2 protein-coding genes are annotated in these 20,031 nt (G+C 51.9%); both read left to right on the top strand.

The genetic code is table 11. The features are described 5' to 3' along the window. A complete protein-coding gene (locus Xsze_RS18295; protein WP_099139157.1) occupies positions 1 to 13,041 on the top strand; it encodes a non-ribosomal peptide synthetase in 13,041 nt (4,346 codons plus the stop codon). Positions 13,042 to 13,090: 49 nt separating this feature from the next. Next, positions 13,091 to 20,017, top strand: a complete 6,927-nt coding sequence (locus Xsze_RS18290; RefSeq protein ID WP_099139156.1) for a non-ribosomal peptide synthetase — start codon at positions 13,091 to 13,093, stop codon at positions 20,015 to 20,017. Positions 20,018 to 20,031 lie beyond the last annotated feature (14 nt).

The following is a 20,031-nucleotide window of genomic DNA, read 5'->3' as shown; positions in this document are numbered from 1 at the left end:
ATGGTGATTTCAACTGAATTCGAGCGAATTGTTGCACGTTTCCCGGAAAATGTTGCAGTAACGCAGGGAAGCGAAAACCTAACTTATCACACCTTGTCGAAGCGCGTGGCTGCACTCAGCCATGCGTTGTCCCATCAAGCTGACCACCAGTTTGTCATCACCTTGATGGAAGAGAGTATTTTTCTGGTCATGGCGGCATTAGCCATCATGAAAGCGGGCAAAGTGTTTGTTCCACTCTCGCCGAAACTACCGGAACAACGCCTTGCCATCTTGTTGGCTCAATTTAAAGGCGCGACCATTGTGACCTGCCGCCAATGGTTGCCATTGGTTGAACATCTGCAAACGGATTACTCACTGGTTCTGGCTGATGATATAAGGGAAAGTCATTTGCTCCCCGCCGGGCAGGATCATTCACCGTCCATTAGCTGTCATAACCCAACAATCAATGACATCGCTCCCCATGACATCAGTATTAATAAAAACAGTATTAATAAAAACAGTATTCATCAAAATAGTATTGATAAAAACAGGCTGGCGTATGTCTATTTTACCTCTGGCTCTACAGGTCAACCAAAAGCCATATTAGGACGTTCAGACAGTTTATTGCATTTTATCCGTTGGGAAAGCCGCGAACTGGGTATCACACCGTGGGATAAAGTCAGTCAGCTCATTCCCCAGATGTTTGATCCTTTCCTGCGTGATATCTTCCTGCCCCTGTTGAATGGTGCAACCCTGTGCATTCCACCGGCCCATGATCTCCGCTATTCACCACAAGAATTGCTGAGCTGGATGCGTGAGCAGCAAATCAGCCTGACTCACCAGATCCCTTCTTTCTTTCAGGTCCTGCTGGAATGCCAGCAATCGGGCGATGATTTGCAATCGCTGAGGTATGCGGTACTGTCAGGGGAAACGTTAAAGGGGCCGCTGGTGGAACTCTTTTACCAGCGCAAACTGAAACAAACTCAATTGCTCAACCTGTACGGCACAACAGAAACGACACTGGCAAGTGTCTATCACCGGGTGACTGAAAAAGATGCCAAATGTGCGTTAATCCCCGTAGGTAAACCGATTGACGATACCATCATCAGGGTTGTTGATGAACAGGGGGAAAGTGTTTCCGTCGGGAGCAGCGGGGAGATTTTGATCAGCACGCCCTTCATGAGTGCGGGCTATTTGTTATCACAGGCCGGATCATCACCGTCTGAGTTATCACAGGACAAAAATGCATCACGTTTTATCACACCGGAAACCGGGGAGCTGGCGGGGCAGCCCGTTTACCGCACGGGGGATATCGGGCGCATGGATGAGCAGGGTAATTTGATCCTGCTGGGCCGCAATGATTTTCAGGTTAAAATCAATGGGCAGCGACTTGAAACGGCAGAGATTGAAAGCCTGCTTGAGCAGCATCCTGCCGTGCAACAGTCTGTTGTACAGGCCGTTGAACAGCCACGGGGCATCCGGTTGGTGGCATTTATCCGTCTGGCCCCGTCTATGAGAGTCACGGCAAAAACGCTGAATATCTTTTTGTCCCCTCATTTACCTGCTGCCATGCGGCCTGATGATTACCAGTTTTTATCCATGTTTCCGCTCTTGTCCAATGACAAGGTTGACCGGAAGGCATTGCAGGCATTGATTTCCCGTCAGGGACCGGCCAGTCGCTTTTCTCAGGAACGCCGGAATATCCTTGCGCCACGGGGAGAGCGGGAAACAAAATTATCGGCGATCTGGCAGGCATTGCTGCACATTGAAGATATCGGGCGTGACGACAGCTTTTTTGTGTTGGGGGGGGATTCACTACAGGCCATTCGCATGATCGCACAAGTCCGGCAACAGATGGGGTTGGACCTGAAATTCAGGGATCTGTTCCGGCACCCCACACTGGCGCAATGCGCGGCAATGCTGAGTGCCACAAAAATGCCGGCAGCAGAGAAAGAACCTAGGGCAAAAGAAAAGGAAACAGAAAAGGACACGGAAATTCCGCCCAGTGCCAGCTATGAGCAGCAGGGCATTTACCTGCATCAACAAACAGTTCCTTCCAGCCCGCTCTATAACATGGCCTATGTCGCCCAATGGCAGGGCGCTCTGGATCACAACCGGTTGCAACAGGCCCTTGATGCACTGTTTGTTCGCTATGACGTTCTGAGAACCTGCTTTTTGACTCAGGAAGGGCATGTGACTGCACAGGTTGCAGAGCAGGCTACATCAAATATTATCTGGCAGGATTTCAGCCAACACGGGGCCCATGCCCAATCGCAGGTTGAAAGCATGATCAATCAGCTGGCTTCCCTGCCATTTGAACTGGCCCGGCCGCCGTTATTGCGTGTGGCCGGACTGACACTCCGGCCACACGCTCATTGGGTTGTACTGGTCTTCCATCACCTGATTGTTGATGAAGATTCCGTTAAACAATTGTGGGATGCTTTACTGGAAAATTATAGCCAGCTGCAAATGGGAAAAGCCCTCGACATCCGGCCGGCAAGTTATGGCCAGAGGGAACATGTTGCTGTTCAGTACCTGCGGGTTAACGGGCCGGCGGGATCGGCTGCCCGTCAATACTGGCAACAGCAATTGGCGGGGCCATTGCCCTTAATCCAATTGCCGTATGATTTTCCCACCCCTGCAACGCGCAGTTATCAAGGCGGGCAATTGCCGTTCAGCCTGTCCGCTGAATTCAGCCAGCAGATTGATGCGCTGGCCTGTCAATATGACATCACTCCCCAGCTGATTTTACAGGCAGGGTTTATCGCATTTTTGGCGCGTTATTCACGCCAGAACGACATTCTGCTGGGAACGCCGGTTTCCAATCGCTTGCACAGTCAGGAGCAACAATCCGTTGGCTTGCTTTTCAACGTACTGGTCATGCGCAATCAGGTTGACCCTCTTCAATCATTCGAACAATTGCTGATGCAGGTAAAATCCACCTTCATTGATGCGATAGAGCATCAGGATATGCCTTTCAGCCAGTTGCTGCCTTTACTGCAACACGCCTTACCAGAACAACACAGCGGAGAGGATGTCCATCACCGGGGGATTTCTCCGGTATTTCAAACGCTGTTTGCTTACCAGAATACATCAGCACCTGAAAAACACATGGGGTCGATCCAGCTTTCTTCCCTGCGCCAGTGGAACATTCCGATTGCCAAATATGAACTGACACTGGAAATGTGGCGTGACAAAGAGGTATTGCAGGGCGTGTGGGGATACGCCAGTGATCGTTTCTTACCTGAAACCATTTCCCGCATGGCGGAGAATTTCTGCCATTTCCTGCCGTTGTTGCTTAACCAACCCCAGCAAGCCGTCGGGCGTATTTCCCTGCTCAGTCCGGCTCAGCGGCAGCAATTACAAGAGTGGAACCAGACAGATAAACTGTTCAGCGATAATATCGGCATCCACCAGCTCATTGAACAACAGGTACAGCGCACTCCTGAGGCAATTGCCGTTGAATTTGGCGAGGAGCGCCTGACTTATGCGGAATTGGATCAGAATGCCAACCAACTGGCGCATTTTTTGATCCGGAAAGGCGTCAGAACGGGCAGTTGTGTCGGGTTGAGTGTTGAGCGTTCGCTGGAAGCGATAGTCTGTTTTCTGGCTATCCTGAAAGCAGGCGGCACTTATGTGCCTATGGACCCCCATTATCCGCTGGAACGCAATCGTCATGTGATCGGAAACGCCGGTCTGCACCTGTTGATCACGCAAGATCAGTTCATGGCAGATTATCAGGATAGTGAGATTTCCCTGTACTCCCTTGAATCCTTGTTGCCACAATTAAGTGGGTTCAGCACTGAAAATCCGCAGGTCAGAATTTCACCTGAGAGCACCGCCTATATCATTTATACGTCAGGCTCGACCGGCAAGCCCAAGGGCGTTCCCATCAGCCACCGCAGTTCATGTAACCTTGCGGAAGCCGAGGTTGAATATCTGGCGATGACACCGGGCAGCCGGGTTCTCCAGTTTGCTTCTTTCAGTTTTGATGTTTCCATCTGGGAATTCTTCATGGCGCTCTGTTCCGGCAGTACATTGCTGATGGCTCCGCGCCTGTCCCTGATGCCCGGCCCTGATTTGCTGGGGCAGCTCATTGCTCGGCGAGTTACCCATATCACTTTGCCACCTTCAACGCTGGCGGTACTGCCCGAAACGGACTTGCCTGACTTGCAGGTATTGATGGTATCAGGTGAGGCATGCGGAATTGATCTGGTGAGAAAATGGGGTAAAGGCCGCCGCTTCATCAATGCCTATGGCCCGACGGAAGCCACTGTCGGTACGAGCAATGCGGATTTGACCCCACAAGATACCCTCGTTCATATTGGTCGCCCGATCCCCAATTTTCAGGTCTGGATCTTGGATGAGTTCGGTGCACCCTTGCCCATCGGGGTTGCCGGAGAACTCTGTGTTGGCGGGGTGGGGGTATCGGAGGGATATCTTAACCGCCCTGAACTGACGGAACGCAGCTTTGTTCCTGATCCATTCAGCTCCCGAGCCGGCGCCCGTCTCTACCGTACCGGTGACTTGGCCCATTATCAGGCGGACGGAAACCTGATTTATCTGGGGCGCATGGATCAGCAGGTAAAAATGCGGGGTTACCGTGTGGAGTTGGGGGAAATTGAAAGTGCCTTGCGCCGTCATCCCGCGATTTCCGGTGCGGTGGCTATGGTGCGGCCGGATTACCTGAACGCCACGGCCATTGTGGCCTATTTACTCACGCAATCCGCTACCCCTCCCGGTGAGTCACAAATTGAATCACATTTGAAGGAATTTCTGCCTGATTTCATGCTTCCTTCCTGCTATGTCTTTTTGAGGGAATTTCCACGCTTGCCGAATAACAAAGTGGACAGGAAACGTTTTCCTACCCCGATGAGGCAGGCCGGTGAAGTCATGGTTGAACCTGCCCATAATGAAACAGAACAGGCCATTATCGAAGTCTGGCAGGACTTATTGGGGCATCAGGCAATAGGCCGGAATACATCATTTTTCGCTGTCGGCGGCCATTCCCTGCTGGCGGCCAGAATGGTGGCAATGCTTGACAACCAGTATCAGCTGCACTTTAAAGTCAGCGATGTGTTTGTCTGCCGTACCCCGATGAAGCTGGCGGAACAAGTCAGTACCGCCACCAGACAAACCTTGCTCGACTTACCTGCCATTCATGATGCACCGCTGAGCTTTGCCCAGCACCGGATGTGGTTTCTTGATCAACTGTATCCTGACAGCAACAGTTACCACATCACCACCATCAAAACCTTTGCGGGTGAGATTGATATCGCGAGGCTGCAACAAAGCATCAATCTGCTTTTCCGTCGTTATCCCGTTCTGAATCTGCGCCTGCGGATGGACGGTGATACACCACGGCAATATTACAGTGACCAGCCGCCCCATTGCCCGCATGACATTGTCGCTGTACGGGATAAACAGGCGTGGCAGCAGCAATTGCAGCAACGGGCCGCCAAAATGATGGCAACACCGTTCCGGCTTATTGGCGGGCCGTTGTTCCGCCTGTTACTGGTGACCGATGAACAGCAAGGGACGGCATTGATTTTTTGCCTGCACCATATCTTGGTTGATGAACAATCACTGGGGCAGCTCGATGATGAATTGACGTCTCTTTACCGGTGGGGAGAAAACGCGCCACAGATCCCGGCGCCTGATTACCTGCAATTCGCGGCATGGGAACGCAGTGCTGACGCCGGGCAGGAGTGGCATTCACAATTAGAATACTGGCGCGGTGTTTACCGTACTCTTCCGCCGATGGTGAATCTGCCCCAGAAGCGCAGCGTTGCCCCGGAGGATTTGCACGCCGCTCATTATCATCTGCCGCTTTCTGTTGAACAAACAAAAACCTTGCGCCGCTTGGCGCAGCAGCAAGATACCACCCTGTTTACCCTGTTATTGGCTGCGTTTCAGATCTTATTGCAGCGTTACAGCAGTGAAGGTGCAGATCCCGGTGATATCGTCATCGGTATCCCCGTTTCCCTGCGGGACAGGCCAGAACTGCAACCTGTGATCGGATTGCTGCTTAACACACTGGCTTTGCGTCAGGAGGTGGATACCACCTTGCCGTTCACCGAGTTTCTGGCCCAAAGTGCACAGACTCTGAATCAGGCGATGAATAACAAAGACCTCCCGTTTGATCAGGTTGTGGATGCGGTTATGCCTGCAGGGAAACGTTCTCTTTCACCTCTGTTCCGGATCATGTTTGTGTTCAATGCATTCCGGCAGCAGGGGGATTTGCGCCGGCAAGCTCAATCGACGGATGAACAACTGACGGATGAACAACGAAAAGAAGCCCAGCGGGAAAGTTCTCCGTGGATAGACAATCAATCCATAGACAATCCGGAAGTGAAATTTGATTTAACGCTGTTTGTACAGGAAACGGAAAAGAACCTGCAATTGCGGGTTGAATACCGTGCTGCCTGCTTTGCTGAGGAAATGGTTGCCCAATTAATGGCGCATTATGCTCAGTTATTGGATAGCGTGAGCGCGGCATCCAATCAACCTATTGGTCAATTGAAGCTTCTCTCACCACAAGAGCGCCAGCATCAGATCAGCGGCCTGAATATGACCGATAAGCCATTATTGCATCCGGTCATTCATCAATGGTTCGAACATCAGGTGCGTCAAACCCCGCAGGCCATTGCCCTGGATATATTGGCCGGTACAGCACCGCGACTCAGCCATGACATTGCTTTTCAGCAGCAAGCCAGCCATCACCAATCTGACAATCAGCAAATCAGCTATTACCAACTTAATCAGCAGGCTAACCGGTTGGCGTGGAATTTACTGGAACAGGGAATGGGGGCTGGTTCACGGGTCGGGATTTGCCTGCCACGCTCAGCCATGTTGATCACGGCGATACTGGCAGTGATGAAAACCGGGGCCGCCTATGTGCCTATGGATACCGCCTATCCGATCAGCCGCATCCGTTTCATGCTGGAAGATGCGCAAGTGGCAAGCGTGATCACGACAGGTGAACAGGCCAGCAGACTCGGGTTATCCGGCGATCACGTTATTTTGCTCACCGAAGAGGAGTGGGGCATACAGGCATTACCGGAAGGGCCGGTTACCCTTGCTGATCCTGAAATCACGATTTCGCCGGAACAGCCTGCCTATATCCTTTATACCTCCGGCTCTACGGGGAAACCCAAAGGGGTGATCATTCCGCACAGAGGGCTGGGCAATTACCTGCAACATGCTTGTGAATATTATGCGGTGCCGGGCAAACAGGGTAATACCCTCCATGCATCCATTTCCTTTGATGCCACCATCACCAGCCTGTTCCTGCCGCTTCTACAGGGGCAAACCCTGTTTATCCTGCCTGAAGGTGAAGATATTCCGGCGTTGGTACAGGCCTGGCAACAGTTACCGGATCTGGCAATGGTGAAAATCACCCCTGCCCATTTGGAACTCCTGAGCCGGCAATTGTCACCGGACAATGTCGGGCGTATCCCGCTGCTGGTCATTGGTGGCGAAAGCCTTTCTGCCAGCGCGCTGCGTTTTTGGCGGCAACATGCGCCACAGGTCAGGATTATCAATGAATATGGCCCGACAGAAACCACGGTGGGCTGCTGTATTTATGACATAACCGCAGGTGATATTGACGGGGAGGGCGCACTGCCGGTTGGTCGCCCGATAGCCAATGCCCGGCTTTATTTGTTGGATGAGTGTCAGCAGCCCGTGCCTTTTGGTGCTGCGGGTGAACTTTACATCGGTGGGATGGGAGTGGCCCTGGGTTATTTCAACCGTCCGGACATGACGGAAAAACGTTTCATCGCCGATCCGTTCTCAGCCTCCCCACAGGCGAAGCTATACCGGACAGGAGATTTGGCCCGTTACTTGCCAGACGGCAATTTACTGTACTTGGGACGCAGAGATCAGCAAATCAAATTGCATGGCTATCGCATTGAACTGGAAGAGGTTGAAGCACAACTGACTGCTTGCCATGGCGTTTCTCAGGCCGCGGTAGGGCTGCGTGATATCGGTGGGCGTCAGCATCTGGTGGCTTATTTAGTCTTGGATTTCCCTCCGGCAAATATCACTATCGAAAATGTACGGCAGGAACTTGGTCAACGGTTACCGGAGCATATGTGTCCCACCCAGTGGAGTGTGCAGGAAATTTTGCCATTAACCGAAAATGGCAAGATTGACCGTAAGGGGCTGGAGCAGATCTCATTGGCGGAAAGAAACCCTCTTCCGACCCGCCGGACTGCCGTCACGGTATTGGAAAAGCAACTGACAGAAATCTGGCAACAGGTATTGGATCAGGACAATTTGGGGATTGATGATGATTTCTTTGTCTTGGGCGGGGATTCCATTCTCAGCCTACAGATAGTGTTCAGGGCACGGGAAATCGGCCTGCATATCGCACCCAAAATGCTGTTTGATTATCCGACCATTGCTGCATTGGCAGCCGTGGTTACGCCGGGGATCGTCGCTGATGACAAAACACAGCCGGTACAGGGTGAATATGCCTTACTGCCAATCCAGCGTGCTTTTTTTGAACAACAGCCAGCGCAAAATAATGCCAATCTCCATCACTATAATTTGTCCTATCTGTATGAACTGGAAGCGGGAACAGACATTCCGGTTCTGTCACAGGCGTTGGTTATGTTGGTTAATCAACATGACGGATTGCGCTCCCGTTTCCCGCTGACCGGAGAACATGCCCCAAAATATGCCCGCATTGATGCACCTGTTACCGAATGGCCGATAGAACAGATTCATATCAGTGAAAATCCGGCCCATGAAGTCTTACGGCAAATTGCCGCAGAGCGGCAGGCACAACTGAATATTGAAAACGGCCCGCTGCTGACGGCAACCCATTTCATGACCGCCGGGGGAGATTATTTACTGCTGACGGTTCACCATTTAGTGGTTGATGGCGTGTCATGGCGCATCATTACGGAAGATTTAACCCACTACTACAGAACCTTGCTGGCAGGAGAAACACCACGCCCGGCAACCAAGAGTGCCTCTTTGATGGAATGGGCATCTCATTTGGCAGACTACACCCAATCCGATCTGGCACAACCTGAGCGAGATTTCTGGCAGAAAAAACGCAATGGTGTTGTCCCTCCGTTGCTGCCCTGTGATCGGGGGGAAAAACCGCGTGCCGGTTTAGTCAGAGAATCGGCTAAATACCGCCTGACACTGAACAGTGCTGACACAACCTCATTGGTACAGCACACCGGCCAAGCCTACCGTACTCATGTCGGTGATTTATTGCTGGCGGCCCTGGCGGCAACACTGCAACGTTGGAGCGGTTCAGGAAAACTGCATGTGGATATGGAAGGGCATGGGCGGGAAAGCCTGCATGAAACCGTGGATGTCAGCCGGACAGTGGGTTGGTTTACCACCATTTATCCGTTGTTGCTGGATTTACCGGCATGTTGCCCGGCAGAACAATTGATCCCGATGGTCAAGGAAGCGGTGCGTCAGGTGCCTTATAGCGGGACAGGCTATGGTGCCCTGCGGACTTTTTCTGACACGCTTTCTGACTCTCCTTCTGACACAAACAGCCTGCCTGATTTCCCGTTGGCAGACATTTGCTTTAACTATCTCGGCCAATTTACCCGTTCATTCCATCAGACGCCGTTGAAAGGTGTGGCTGACATGATGCAGGAACACCGGCATTCACCTGATCATGTCAGAATGTATGCGCTGGAAGTGGACAGTTACATTGACGAAGGGCAATTGCAGATAGAGTGGACATACAACGGCCAGAGCTATCAGCATGAAACCATTGGGCAACTGGCAACGGCAATGAAAGAACAGATTATCCGGCTGACTGAACATTGCATGACCCGCTCACAGGCAACTTACACGCCATCCGATTTTCCTCTTGCCCGCCTGAATGCAGAAACATTGCATCAGTTACAGCAACGTTATGGCGTGATGGAAGATGTTTTCCCGCTGACCTACACCCAAGAAGGGATGTTATTCCACTCCATGGCGGAACGGGGCAGCGGCCTGTATCACGAACAGCTGTGTTTCAGCTTGCCGCGGGGAGTGGATATTGCCCGCTTGCAGCAGGCATGGCAGAAAGCGGTTGCTCATTATCCGATTTTGCGCAGTCGTTTTGAACTGAGCCTGACAAATGAACCGCTGCAAATTATTCTGCCCCAGCAGAAACCGGAATGGCGGCAGCATGATTTGCGGCTTCATCAACCCGCAGATGCGGAACAACAACGCCTGCACTTATTGTCGGCAGATCTGGCAGAAGAATTTGTCCTGAATCCCGATGAACCGGGGCAGGGTACGTTGTATCGCATTACGGTCCTGCAACTGCCTGACGAACAAACACAGCTGATCTTCAGCCATCATCATGCCATTCTGGATGGCTGGTCAGTCAGGCTGATGCTGACAACCGTTGAAGCCATTTACCATTCTCCCGATGAGAAGTTGCAGCCTGCTCCGGCGTTCAAGTCATTTATTCGCTGGCAACAGCAGAGCCGGAAAGCCTGTCAGGATTATTGGCATGGGCAGCTGGCCGGTGTCACTTCGGCAACGCCGCTGCCCGCGGCCCATCCGATCAGGGTTGCCAGCCAGCAGAAACAGCGCCATGCATTCCGGCTCTCCACCGAATTGTCCCGCCAACTGGCAGAAACAGGCCGCGATTACCGGTTGACACTCAATACGCTGGTACAAGGGGCCTGGGCCTTGTTGCTGCAACGTTATAGCCGGCAGGATGAGTGTCTGTTTGGCATGACAGTGTCCGGCCGGCAGGCGGATCTGGCCGGGATTGATAAAATGGTGGGGCTGTTGATCAGTACATTGCCGATCCACATCACCAGTCAGGCCAATCAAACCGTGGCTGACTGGTTGAGCGCAATTCAACAGCAGTTGCGGGAACATGAAAGATTCAGCGCGGTTTCGCTGGCGGAGCTGAAATCCACCTGTGGCCTGCCAGCCCTTGATACATTGCTGGTATTTGAAAATTACCCGCAATCATCGGGAATGCAAGATCGGCTGTTTGAATTTGAACAGGCAACAGAAAGCACCAATTACCCGCTGGCGCTGATTACGGCGTTCTCTGACCGTTTGCACGGTGAACTGGTCTATGACAGCGGATTATATGATGAATCAGCCATAGCGCGTCTGGCAGGGCACTTTACCGGCATTCTGACCCGATTGATGACTAACATGGCGGGCATGTTATCTGATATCGCGTTGTTGGATGAGCAGGAAAAACAGCAGTTGCTGACACGCTGGCAAGGGCCAGAGTTACCTGTTTTCACCGGCAATGTCTATAGCTTGTTTGCCCGTCAGGTACAGCGTACGCCCCAACAGATTGCGGTTATTGATGGACCAAGCCAAATCAGTTACGCGGAACTGGAACAGAGAATAGATCATATTTGCCGTGGCCTGCATCACGATCAGATCAGCGCCGGTGACCGGGTTGCCCTCTATTTGCCGCGCAGCACGGACTATGTCGCCGCCATGCTGGCTGTCAGCAAAATGGGAGCGTGCTATGTTCCTGTTGATACCTCTTATCCTGCCGAGCGTGTGGCTTATTTGTTGTCCGACAGTCAAAGCCGTTTGGTGCTGACCCATCAGTCGCTGGCAAACCGCCTGATGCCTGGCATTGCAGTGCGGATGCTGGATAAGGAAACGAGCCCAGTTCCGGCCTGCGCTTATGCAGCAAGTCACGACGATGCCAATGCACTGGTTTATCTTATTTACACCTCCGGCTCTACGGGAATGCCGAAAGGCGTCATGGTTGAGCATCTTAGCCTGATTAACTACCTGACGGATGCCAGCCAGCGTTATCAGATCAGTGCGGATACACGGAGCCTGTTTCATTCTTCCATCAGTTTTGACGCCACCCTGACCAGCCTTTACCTGCCGTTGTTGCATGGCGGCACCATCACCGTCATACAGGATGATGCCGGGATAGCATTAATGGCGGAGGCATTGCAGCAACAAAATAACCAGTTATTGAAAATCACGCCGGCCCATCTCGGGATTTTAGGGGAATACCTCAATAATGCAGAGGCAAAATCCCATGTGAACGCATTGGTCATCGGGGGGGATGCCCTGAGCTGCGAGACAGTACAGGCATGGCTGGATGAGGCCCCGGCTCCCGGGGTATTCAATGAATATGGTCCGACGGAAACCGTTGTGGGTTGTTGTGTCCATTGCGCTGACAGGAAGCAGGATTTGCAGGGCATGATGCCGATTGGTCTACCCATTGCCAATACCCGGCTGTTCGTGCTTGACGGGGATTTGTCGCCCACCCCGTTTGGTATGGCGGGTGAGTTGTACATCGGGGGTTTGGGCGTGGCTAGGGGGTATTGGGATCGCCCTGAACTGACCGCTGAAAAATTTACCATCCTGTCAGTACCAGAAGGTGAAATCCGGGTTTATCGCACAGGCGATCGGGTTTGTGCCTTGCCGAATGGTGAATTGCTCTATCTCGGGCGTGATGACCGGCAAATCAAACTGCGTGGGTATCGCATTGAACCGGCAGAGATTGAAGCCCAGCTGATGCAGCATCCGCAAGTCCGGCAAAGTGTCTTGCTTCCCTATGCCAACGAGCAGGGTGAAGTGCAGCTGGTGGCCTGTGTTGTTCTTAGACAGACAACTCAAACCGGCAATGTTTCGGAAGACTTGCGTGATTTTCTCGGCCAGCATTTGCCCGCCCATATGCTGCCCCACACGATTGTCCTGTTGGATGAAATGCCACAAACCACCAATGGCAAAGTGGATCACGCTGCATTACTGGCACGTCTGCCGGCAATGCGCCAGCAAGAACAGCATTCACTGAATAAGCCACAAACACCATTGGAAAACCGCCTCGGCGAGATTTGGTGTGATGTGCTGCAACGCAAGGAGACTGGGCGCGATCAGAATTTCTTTTCGCTGGGCGGGCATTCATTGCATGCGTTGCGCATTGCAGCCCGCATTGAACAACAGCTCTCCGTCAGGATCTCTTTGGCGGAATTCTTACGGCATCAAACCATTGCACAACTCGCCTGTTTCCTGGCGTCGCGTGCTACAGCAGAAAACCCTGTTCGTTCCGGCACAATCAAGCGTGTTGTGCGGGGAGTGTGAATAACAATCAATGAACAATGGAATATAAACAACATTGAAGGGGAGTCACATGCAGCAAGATACATTTAAATTTAAAGCATCCCTGGCACAAAAACGGTTGTGGTTGCACGAACAACTCGAACAACAATCGTCGCTTTACCACATCACAACTGCGTTGATGCTTGAAGGAGAATTGGATATACCGGCACTTCAACAAGCTATTAACGATATGATGGCGAGACATGAGTCTTTCCGCACCGATTTTGTTTATCAGGATGACATACTCTATCAGCGTTGCCATGACGCGGTAGCTTTACCGCTGCTCATGACAGATCTGTCTGCGTTGGGGGAAGCGGAGCAAAAACAGCGCTTGCAGCAAGATAGCCTGCGGCCGTTTAATTTGCTGCAAGCCCCTTTATTGCGTTTTACCCTGTATCGCTGCGGGGCTGAATGCCACTATCTGGTGATGGTACTGCATCACCTTATCTCCGATGGTTGGTCCGCCGGGATTACCAGCCGTGAACTGAGCACCTGTTATAACGCCCGTCGTCAGGGAAATGCCCCTGAATTGCCGGAATTGCCCATTCAGTACATTGATTATTCCGAATGGCAGCACCAGCAGAGCGATGATCCCGCGTTGGGTGAATCGCTGGCATGGTGGAAACAAAAACTGGCGGGCTGTGAGCCTATCGCCTTGCCTTTCGACTATCCGCGCCCCGGCCGTCTTAGCCCGCGGGGGAAAACACACTGTTTTACCTTATCGCCACAACTGACCGGGGCTTTAACGGCGCTGGCCCGGCAGAACAACAAAACCTTGTTTACAACCTTGCTGAGTGCGTTTTACCTGCTGTTGCACCGATACAGCGGCCAGACAGATCTGGTGGTGGGTTCAACGGTATCGGGGCGCGGGCAATTGGAGCTGGAAGGCATTATCGGCTTCTTTGTGAATACACTGGTTTACCGGATTGAACTGGTGCCAAGCGCGACATTTGCCCAATTGCAGGATCAGGTGTTTGACACGGTGCTCAGCGGGCTGGAACACCAACAGGTGAGTTTTGAAAAACTGGTTGAAGCCATCAACCCGAAACGTGACCTGAGTTATTCACCGCTGTTTCAGGTGATGTTCTCCTTTGATGAATCCGGCACAACCGGATGGCAGTTTGATGGTGTGAAAACGACACCTCTTACTTTATTGGGGGAGAGCGCCAAATTTGATTTGACATTATCAATGGAGAAAACGTCGCCGGAAAATGGCATAGCGCAATTGAGCGGTGCGTTTGAATATAGCAGCGATCTGTTTGATGAAGCGACCATCCGCCAAATCGATGCCAATTTCCGTTTCCTGCTGGAAGAGATTGTCCAAAGCGCCCATAGGGTTCTGGCCGATTATCAATGCATTGATGAAGCCGAAAAACAGTGGATCTTGCATGAATGGCCGCGTAAACGGGTTCACCATCCGGTAACGCAAACCCTGCACCAGGCGTTTGAACAGCAAGTCTTGCAGCGGCCGCACGCCATCGCCCTCAGTGCTGACAATGGCCGGTTTCTGACTTATGGGCAACTCAACCAGCGTGCCAACCAACTGGCGCACTATATTATGGAAATTATGCAGCAAATGGAGGTGCCGGCTGCGGAAGCGCCCTTGATTGGCCTCTGTCTGGAACGTGATGAGGAGATGTTGGTATCCATTCTCGCCGTACTGAAAGCCGGGCTGGCTTATCTGCCAATTGACACGAGCCATGCGCCGGAACGGATACGTTTTTACATTGAAGATGCCAATGTACAGCTGGTGATTGGTGTACCGCAACATCAGGCACTGTTTGAACTCAATGAGGTGGATTACCTTTGCATCGACACTGAAAAAACCTTTATTCAAACCATGCCGCTGGATAACCCGAATATCGCCAGTCAGCCGGATTCTCTGGCCTACGTGATTTATACCTCCGGCTCGACGGGGATACCGAAAGGAGTGGAAATCCCCCATGCCAACGTCATGCGGCTGTTCCATGCCAGTGGACGCCACTTTAATTTCACTGAGAACGATGTCTGGACGTTATTCCACTCCTGTGCATTTGATTTTTCTGTCTGGGAAATATGGGGGGCGTTGTTATTTGGGGGTCGCCTCAGCATCGTGCCTTATTGGGTCAGCCGCACGCCGGGTGATTTCTATCAGTGGGTGTTGCAGGAAAAGGTCACGGTATTAAACCAGACCCCTTCGGCTTTCCAGCTCTTTATTGCTGCGGACAGCCAGTTGAACGGAGCGAAAAAAGAGGACGAAAAAAACGAATTGTCACTGCGTTATGTGATCCTCGGGGGGGAAGCCCTGGAGCCGGCTAAATTGCAGGGTTGGTTCAAAAAACACGGGGATGAACAACCGCATGTCATCAATATGTATGGCATTACCGAAACCACGGTGCATGTGACTTACCGCAGGATCAGGCAGTCAGACGCCCAGCAGGGCGGGAAAAGCCCGATTGGTGAGGCATTGGACGATCTGGAAATATTCTTGCTGGATAAACAGCACCGGTTATCTTTGTTGGGTGCAGTGGGGGAAATGTATGTGGGTGGCGCGGGGGTGGCCCGTGGTTACCTGAATCGCCCCGAGCTGACGGCCCAGCGTTTTATTGATAAACGACAGATTTTTCCGGATGCGGAGGCAGGACAGCGGTTATACCGGAGTGGGGATTTGGCCCGCTTGCGTCGTGACGGCTCACTGGAATATCTCGGCCGTGCTGACCATCAGGTGAAAATTCGCGGGTTCCGCATTGAACTGGGAGAGATTGAAAGTGCGCTGAAACGCATTGAATCGGTTGCTCAGGCTGTCGTGATCGCCCATCAGGATGATGCCAACCATGCGCTGCGTCTGGTGGCTTACATTGTGGCTAAACCTATTGCAGCGAAATCCATTGCGGCGAAAACGGCGGAGGAGACACATTCCGGAGAGACATCGCCAGAAGAAAAACTGTCCGTTGATGCATTGCGGATCGAATTGAAAAAAACCTTGCCGGACTACATGCTGCCGTCTGCCTTTATTTTTCTGGATACCCTGCCACTGACCCCCAACGGCAAAATTGATCGCAAGGCATTGCCAGCGCCTCAGCAAGTGCGCCCCCAGCTTGCCAGTCAATATCAGCCGGCACGAAATGAAACAGAAACCGTATTGCTGGCATTGTGGCAAGAAACCCTGCCGGTATCCCAGATTGGTATTCACGATAACTTTTTCGCCTTGGGCGGTGACTCGTTGCGAGGCGTGCAACTGGCAGGCAAAGCACAGCGTCACGGATGGTCATTGACGCTGGTGGATCTGTTCCAGCATCAAACGGTGGCAGAACTGGCCGCTGTGCTGAATGAGCGCAGCAAAGAGAATCCGACCGCAGTGCAGACGATGGCCCTGTTCAGTCAGATTTCGCCGGAAGATCGCCGGCGCCTGCCGAAGAACGTGGTTGATGCCTATCCGCTCAGCCGGATGCAGGCGGGTATGTTCTACCACATGAATCTTTCTCCTGATGCCAATGTATACCACTGCACCGGCTCAACCCACATATTCATCAACGGGCAGTTTGATGAGACAGCTTTCCGCGAAGCAACCGCCCAGACCGTGGCAGCCCATGATGTTCTGCGCACGGCATTCGATATGGAGAGTTACAGTGAACCCCTGCAATTGGTGCTTGAATTTGCTGAACTGCCGATTGTCGTTGAAGACCTGCGCCATTTATCCGACGAAGAACAGGACGAACGGGTAAAAGCCTTACTGGAGGCTGAACGGGTAAATCCGTTTGATTTGCTCAATCCGACATTGCTGCGTTTCTTCATCTACTTACGTACAGATCATTCATTCCAGTTTACGATGACTGAATGTCATCCCATATTTGATGGCTGGAGTTATAACACCATGATCGTGGAGGTATTCAGCCGCTACGCCACGCTGACCGGACTGGACAACTGGCAGGCGCCGGATAAGAAATCGCTGGAATACCGTGATTTCATTGCCCTGGAAAAAGCGGCCATTGCCGATGAAAAGAATAAAATGTACTGGGCACAAAAACTGGATGATTGCACCATCATGGAATTGCCCCGCAAGCTGAATGCGGGGGTGTCAGGGGATGCGGCCAGTCATGCAGGAGAAGGCACAGTTGATGGAAATAATGGTGATGATAATGACAGCGGCACTCTTGCAACCAGCCCGAAAATAAAATCCTTTACCCTGACATTGGAGGGGACGGTTTATCAGGGATTGCGTCACTTGATGCAGCAACTCGGCGTACCATTGAAAAGTGTTTTGCTGACAGGGCACATCAAAGTGATGAGCATTTTCAGCGGTGAGCATGACATTCTGACCGGTATTTCTACCAATGGGCGGCCGGAAGCACAAGGCGGGGATAATCTGTACGGTCTGTTCCTCAACATCTTGCCGTTCCGCCAGATCTTATCACCGGTTTCCTGGCATGAACTGATCCGTCAGGTTTTTGCCAATGAAATTGAAGCCATTCCCCACCGCCGCTACCCGTTGGCGGAAATTCAGCGCCAATTCGGCCAGCAGCCATTACTGGATGAAGTCCTGTTCAACTACATTGACTTTCATATTTATGACCAGATGGCAGCCGGCCTCGGGTTGAACGTGATAGGCAAATTGCATACTCAAGATGTCTATGAAGGGACGCACTTTGCCCTGACCGTCCATTTTCAGCACAAGACCCTGACATCATCACTAATTAATGATCAGGTTTCTATCCAGATTGATTATGACGAAAACCGATTGAGCCGTGATCTGGCGGCGGATATGGCTGAATGCTATTCAGCGGTCTTTACGGCAATGGTGACAGAGGCACAGAGCTTGCATTGTGCCAATCACTTTGTTCCCATGGCCCAGCAGCGGAAAATTGAAGCCTTCAGTCAGGGGGCATCCGGTTATCGGGGGCAACAGACACTGGCTGAACTGTTTGCGGAACAGGTTGCCCGTTCACCTTCTGCGTGCGCCGTCGAATTCAGCAAGCCATCCGGGAAACAGCAACTCACTTATCTGGCGCTGGACCAGCAATCCAACCAACTGGCGCACTTGCTGGTACAAAAAGGCGTGCAACAGGGGCAGCGGGTTGCTTTGTTGCTGGGGCGCAGTATTGAATTGATCGTATCGATTCTGGCACTGGTCAAGCTAAAAGCCGTTTACCTGCCGCTCAATCCCGAAGATCCGGACGCGCGTTTACTCGAGCAGGTTGAAGATGCACAGTGTGAATTCTTCATCACAGACCAGCGGGTGATTGACAGCTCACTGCCGATGAAAGCGGCCAATTTATCTGCCGTAATATGGCTGGATGCAGAGCAATCCTCATTATCCCGGATGCCTGTCAGCCCACTGCCGGACAAGGGATCTCACCCTGATGAAAACCAGGCCAACCTGCCGGCCTATGTTATGTACACCTCTGGCTCTACCGGCAAACCCAAAGGCGCGCTGATAGGGCAAAAAGGCATTATCCGTCTGGTCAAAGACGTCAGTTATGCTGATTTCCGCGTCTTCGGTCGTTTTCTGCAACTGGCCTCTGTCAACTTTGATGCCTCAACACTGGAAATCTGGGGTCCCCTGTTGAATGGCGGCTCGATAGTCATTTATCCGCAGAGTGCAATTTCTGTGCTTTTGCTGGAAAAAATCATTAAAGACGGGCGGGTAGACAGCCTGTTCCTGACGACATCGCTGTTCAACCTGATTGTTGATGAACGCCCGCAGACACTGCAAACAGTGAAGCAACTGATTTCCGGTGGTGAAGCCATGTCATCCGCCCATGCCAACCGTATCTGCAAATACTATCCGGAATTGCATCTGATCAACGGTTATGGGCCAACGGAAAATACCACGTTTACCACAAGCTATCGTTATCGCGGAACGGAAGGCAACAGTGTGCCAATCGGTAAACCCAATGAAGGCAATCTGGTTTATATCCTCAATGCATTCCGGCAACCCGTGCCGATAGGGACGACAGGTGAACTTTACATTGGCGGGAAGGGGCTGGCATTGGCTTATCTGAACCAAGACAGCCTCTACCAAAATCTGTTTATTGAGAACCCATTCGACAAATCCCTTTCAACCCGGCTGTACAAAACGGGGGATCGGGGACGTTACCTGCCCAATGGCGATATTGAATATCTGGGGCGCATTGATAATCAGAACAAGATCCGGGGTTATCGGATTGAGACGGGGGAAATTGAGGCGGTGCTGTGCAAGCACCCTGACATTGAACGGGCTGCGGTTCGGATCATTAAAGAAACCCGGGGAAAACGCATTGCGTCCTATATTGTGCCCAGGGCGCAAAAAACATTGGATATGATGGAACTGCGTATTTATCTGGCGGAAAGATTGCCGCGCTATATGCTGCCGACCTATTTCCAGACCTTGCCTTCCCTGCCTTTGAATGCAAACGGCAAACTCGATATTGCTCTTTTACCTTCCCATTATTCGGGGATGGCAGTGAGTGCGCCAGAAAATACGATCACAGAAAACAGTGGGCTACAAAACGATACCGCTGAAAACGGCATATTTGTAAATAATGCATCAAGAAAAGGGGCACTAAATCACCTTGAATTGGAAAGCGCCGGATTAGAAAACACGGAAACAGAAAGGGCACAATGGAAATTATCACCTGATCCCGTTGTACAGGGCATTCAGCAAGTCTGGGCAGAAGTACTGGATATAGAATCCCCCAATTGTGATGAGAATTTTTTCGATTTGGGTGGGGATTCTCTGCTGCTGGCACGCGTTCACCTGAAACTGCATGCGTTGGGTTATCCCCGTTTGTCCATTCTTGATCTGCTCAACTACGCCACTATCCACCAGCTCGCTCAGTTTATCAGCAACGGAAGAAAACAGAGTGAGCGACATGAACATAAAGCACCGTTATCAGGTATGGGCATCAGGCAGCCAGGCAGGCAAATGAATCCGAACAATCTCATTGATGGACGCCAGCGTCTGGCAAAACGGCAGAAAAAAATGCAGCACAAAGGGTAATGGGAAAAGGGAAC

Origin of the sequence: Xenorhabdus szentirmaii DSM 16338 (assembly GCF_002632585.1) — a bacterium.
Classification (GTDB): Bacteria; Pseudomonadota; Gammaproteobacteria; order Enterobacterales; family Enterobacteriaceae; genus Xenorhabdus; species Xenorhabdus szentirmaii.
This window is presented reverse-complemented; position numbering and strand designations above follow the sequence as displayed.

Bases quoted from the DNA above. Each gene is read 5' to 3' on its own strand.
- Xsze_RS18295 (WP_099139157.1), top strand. From the start codon at position 1: ATGGTGATTTCAACTGAATTCGAGCGAATTGTTGCACGTTTCCCGGAA.
- Xsze_RS18290 (WP_099139156.1), top strand. From the start codon at position 13,091: ATGCAGCAAGATACATTTAAATTTAAAGCATCCCTGGCACAAAAACGG.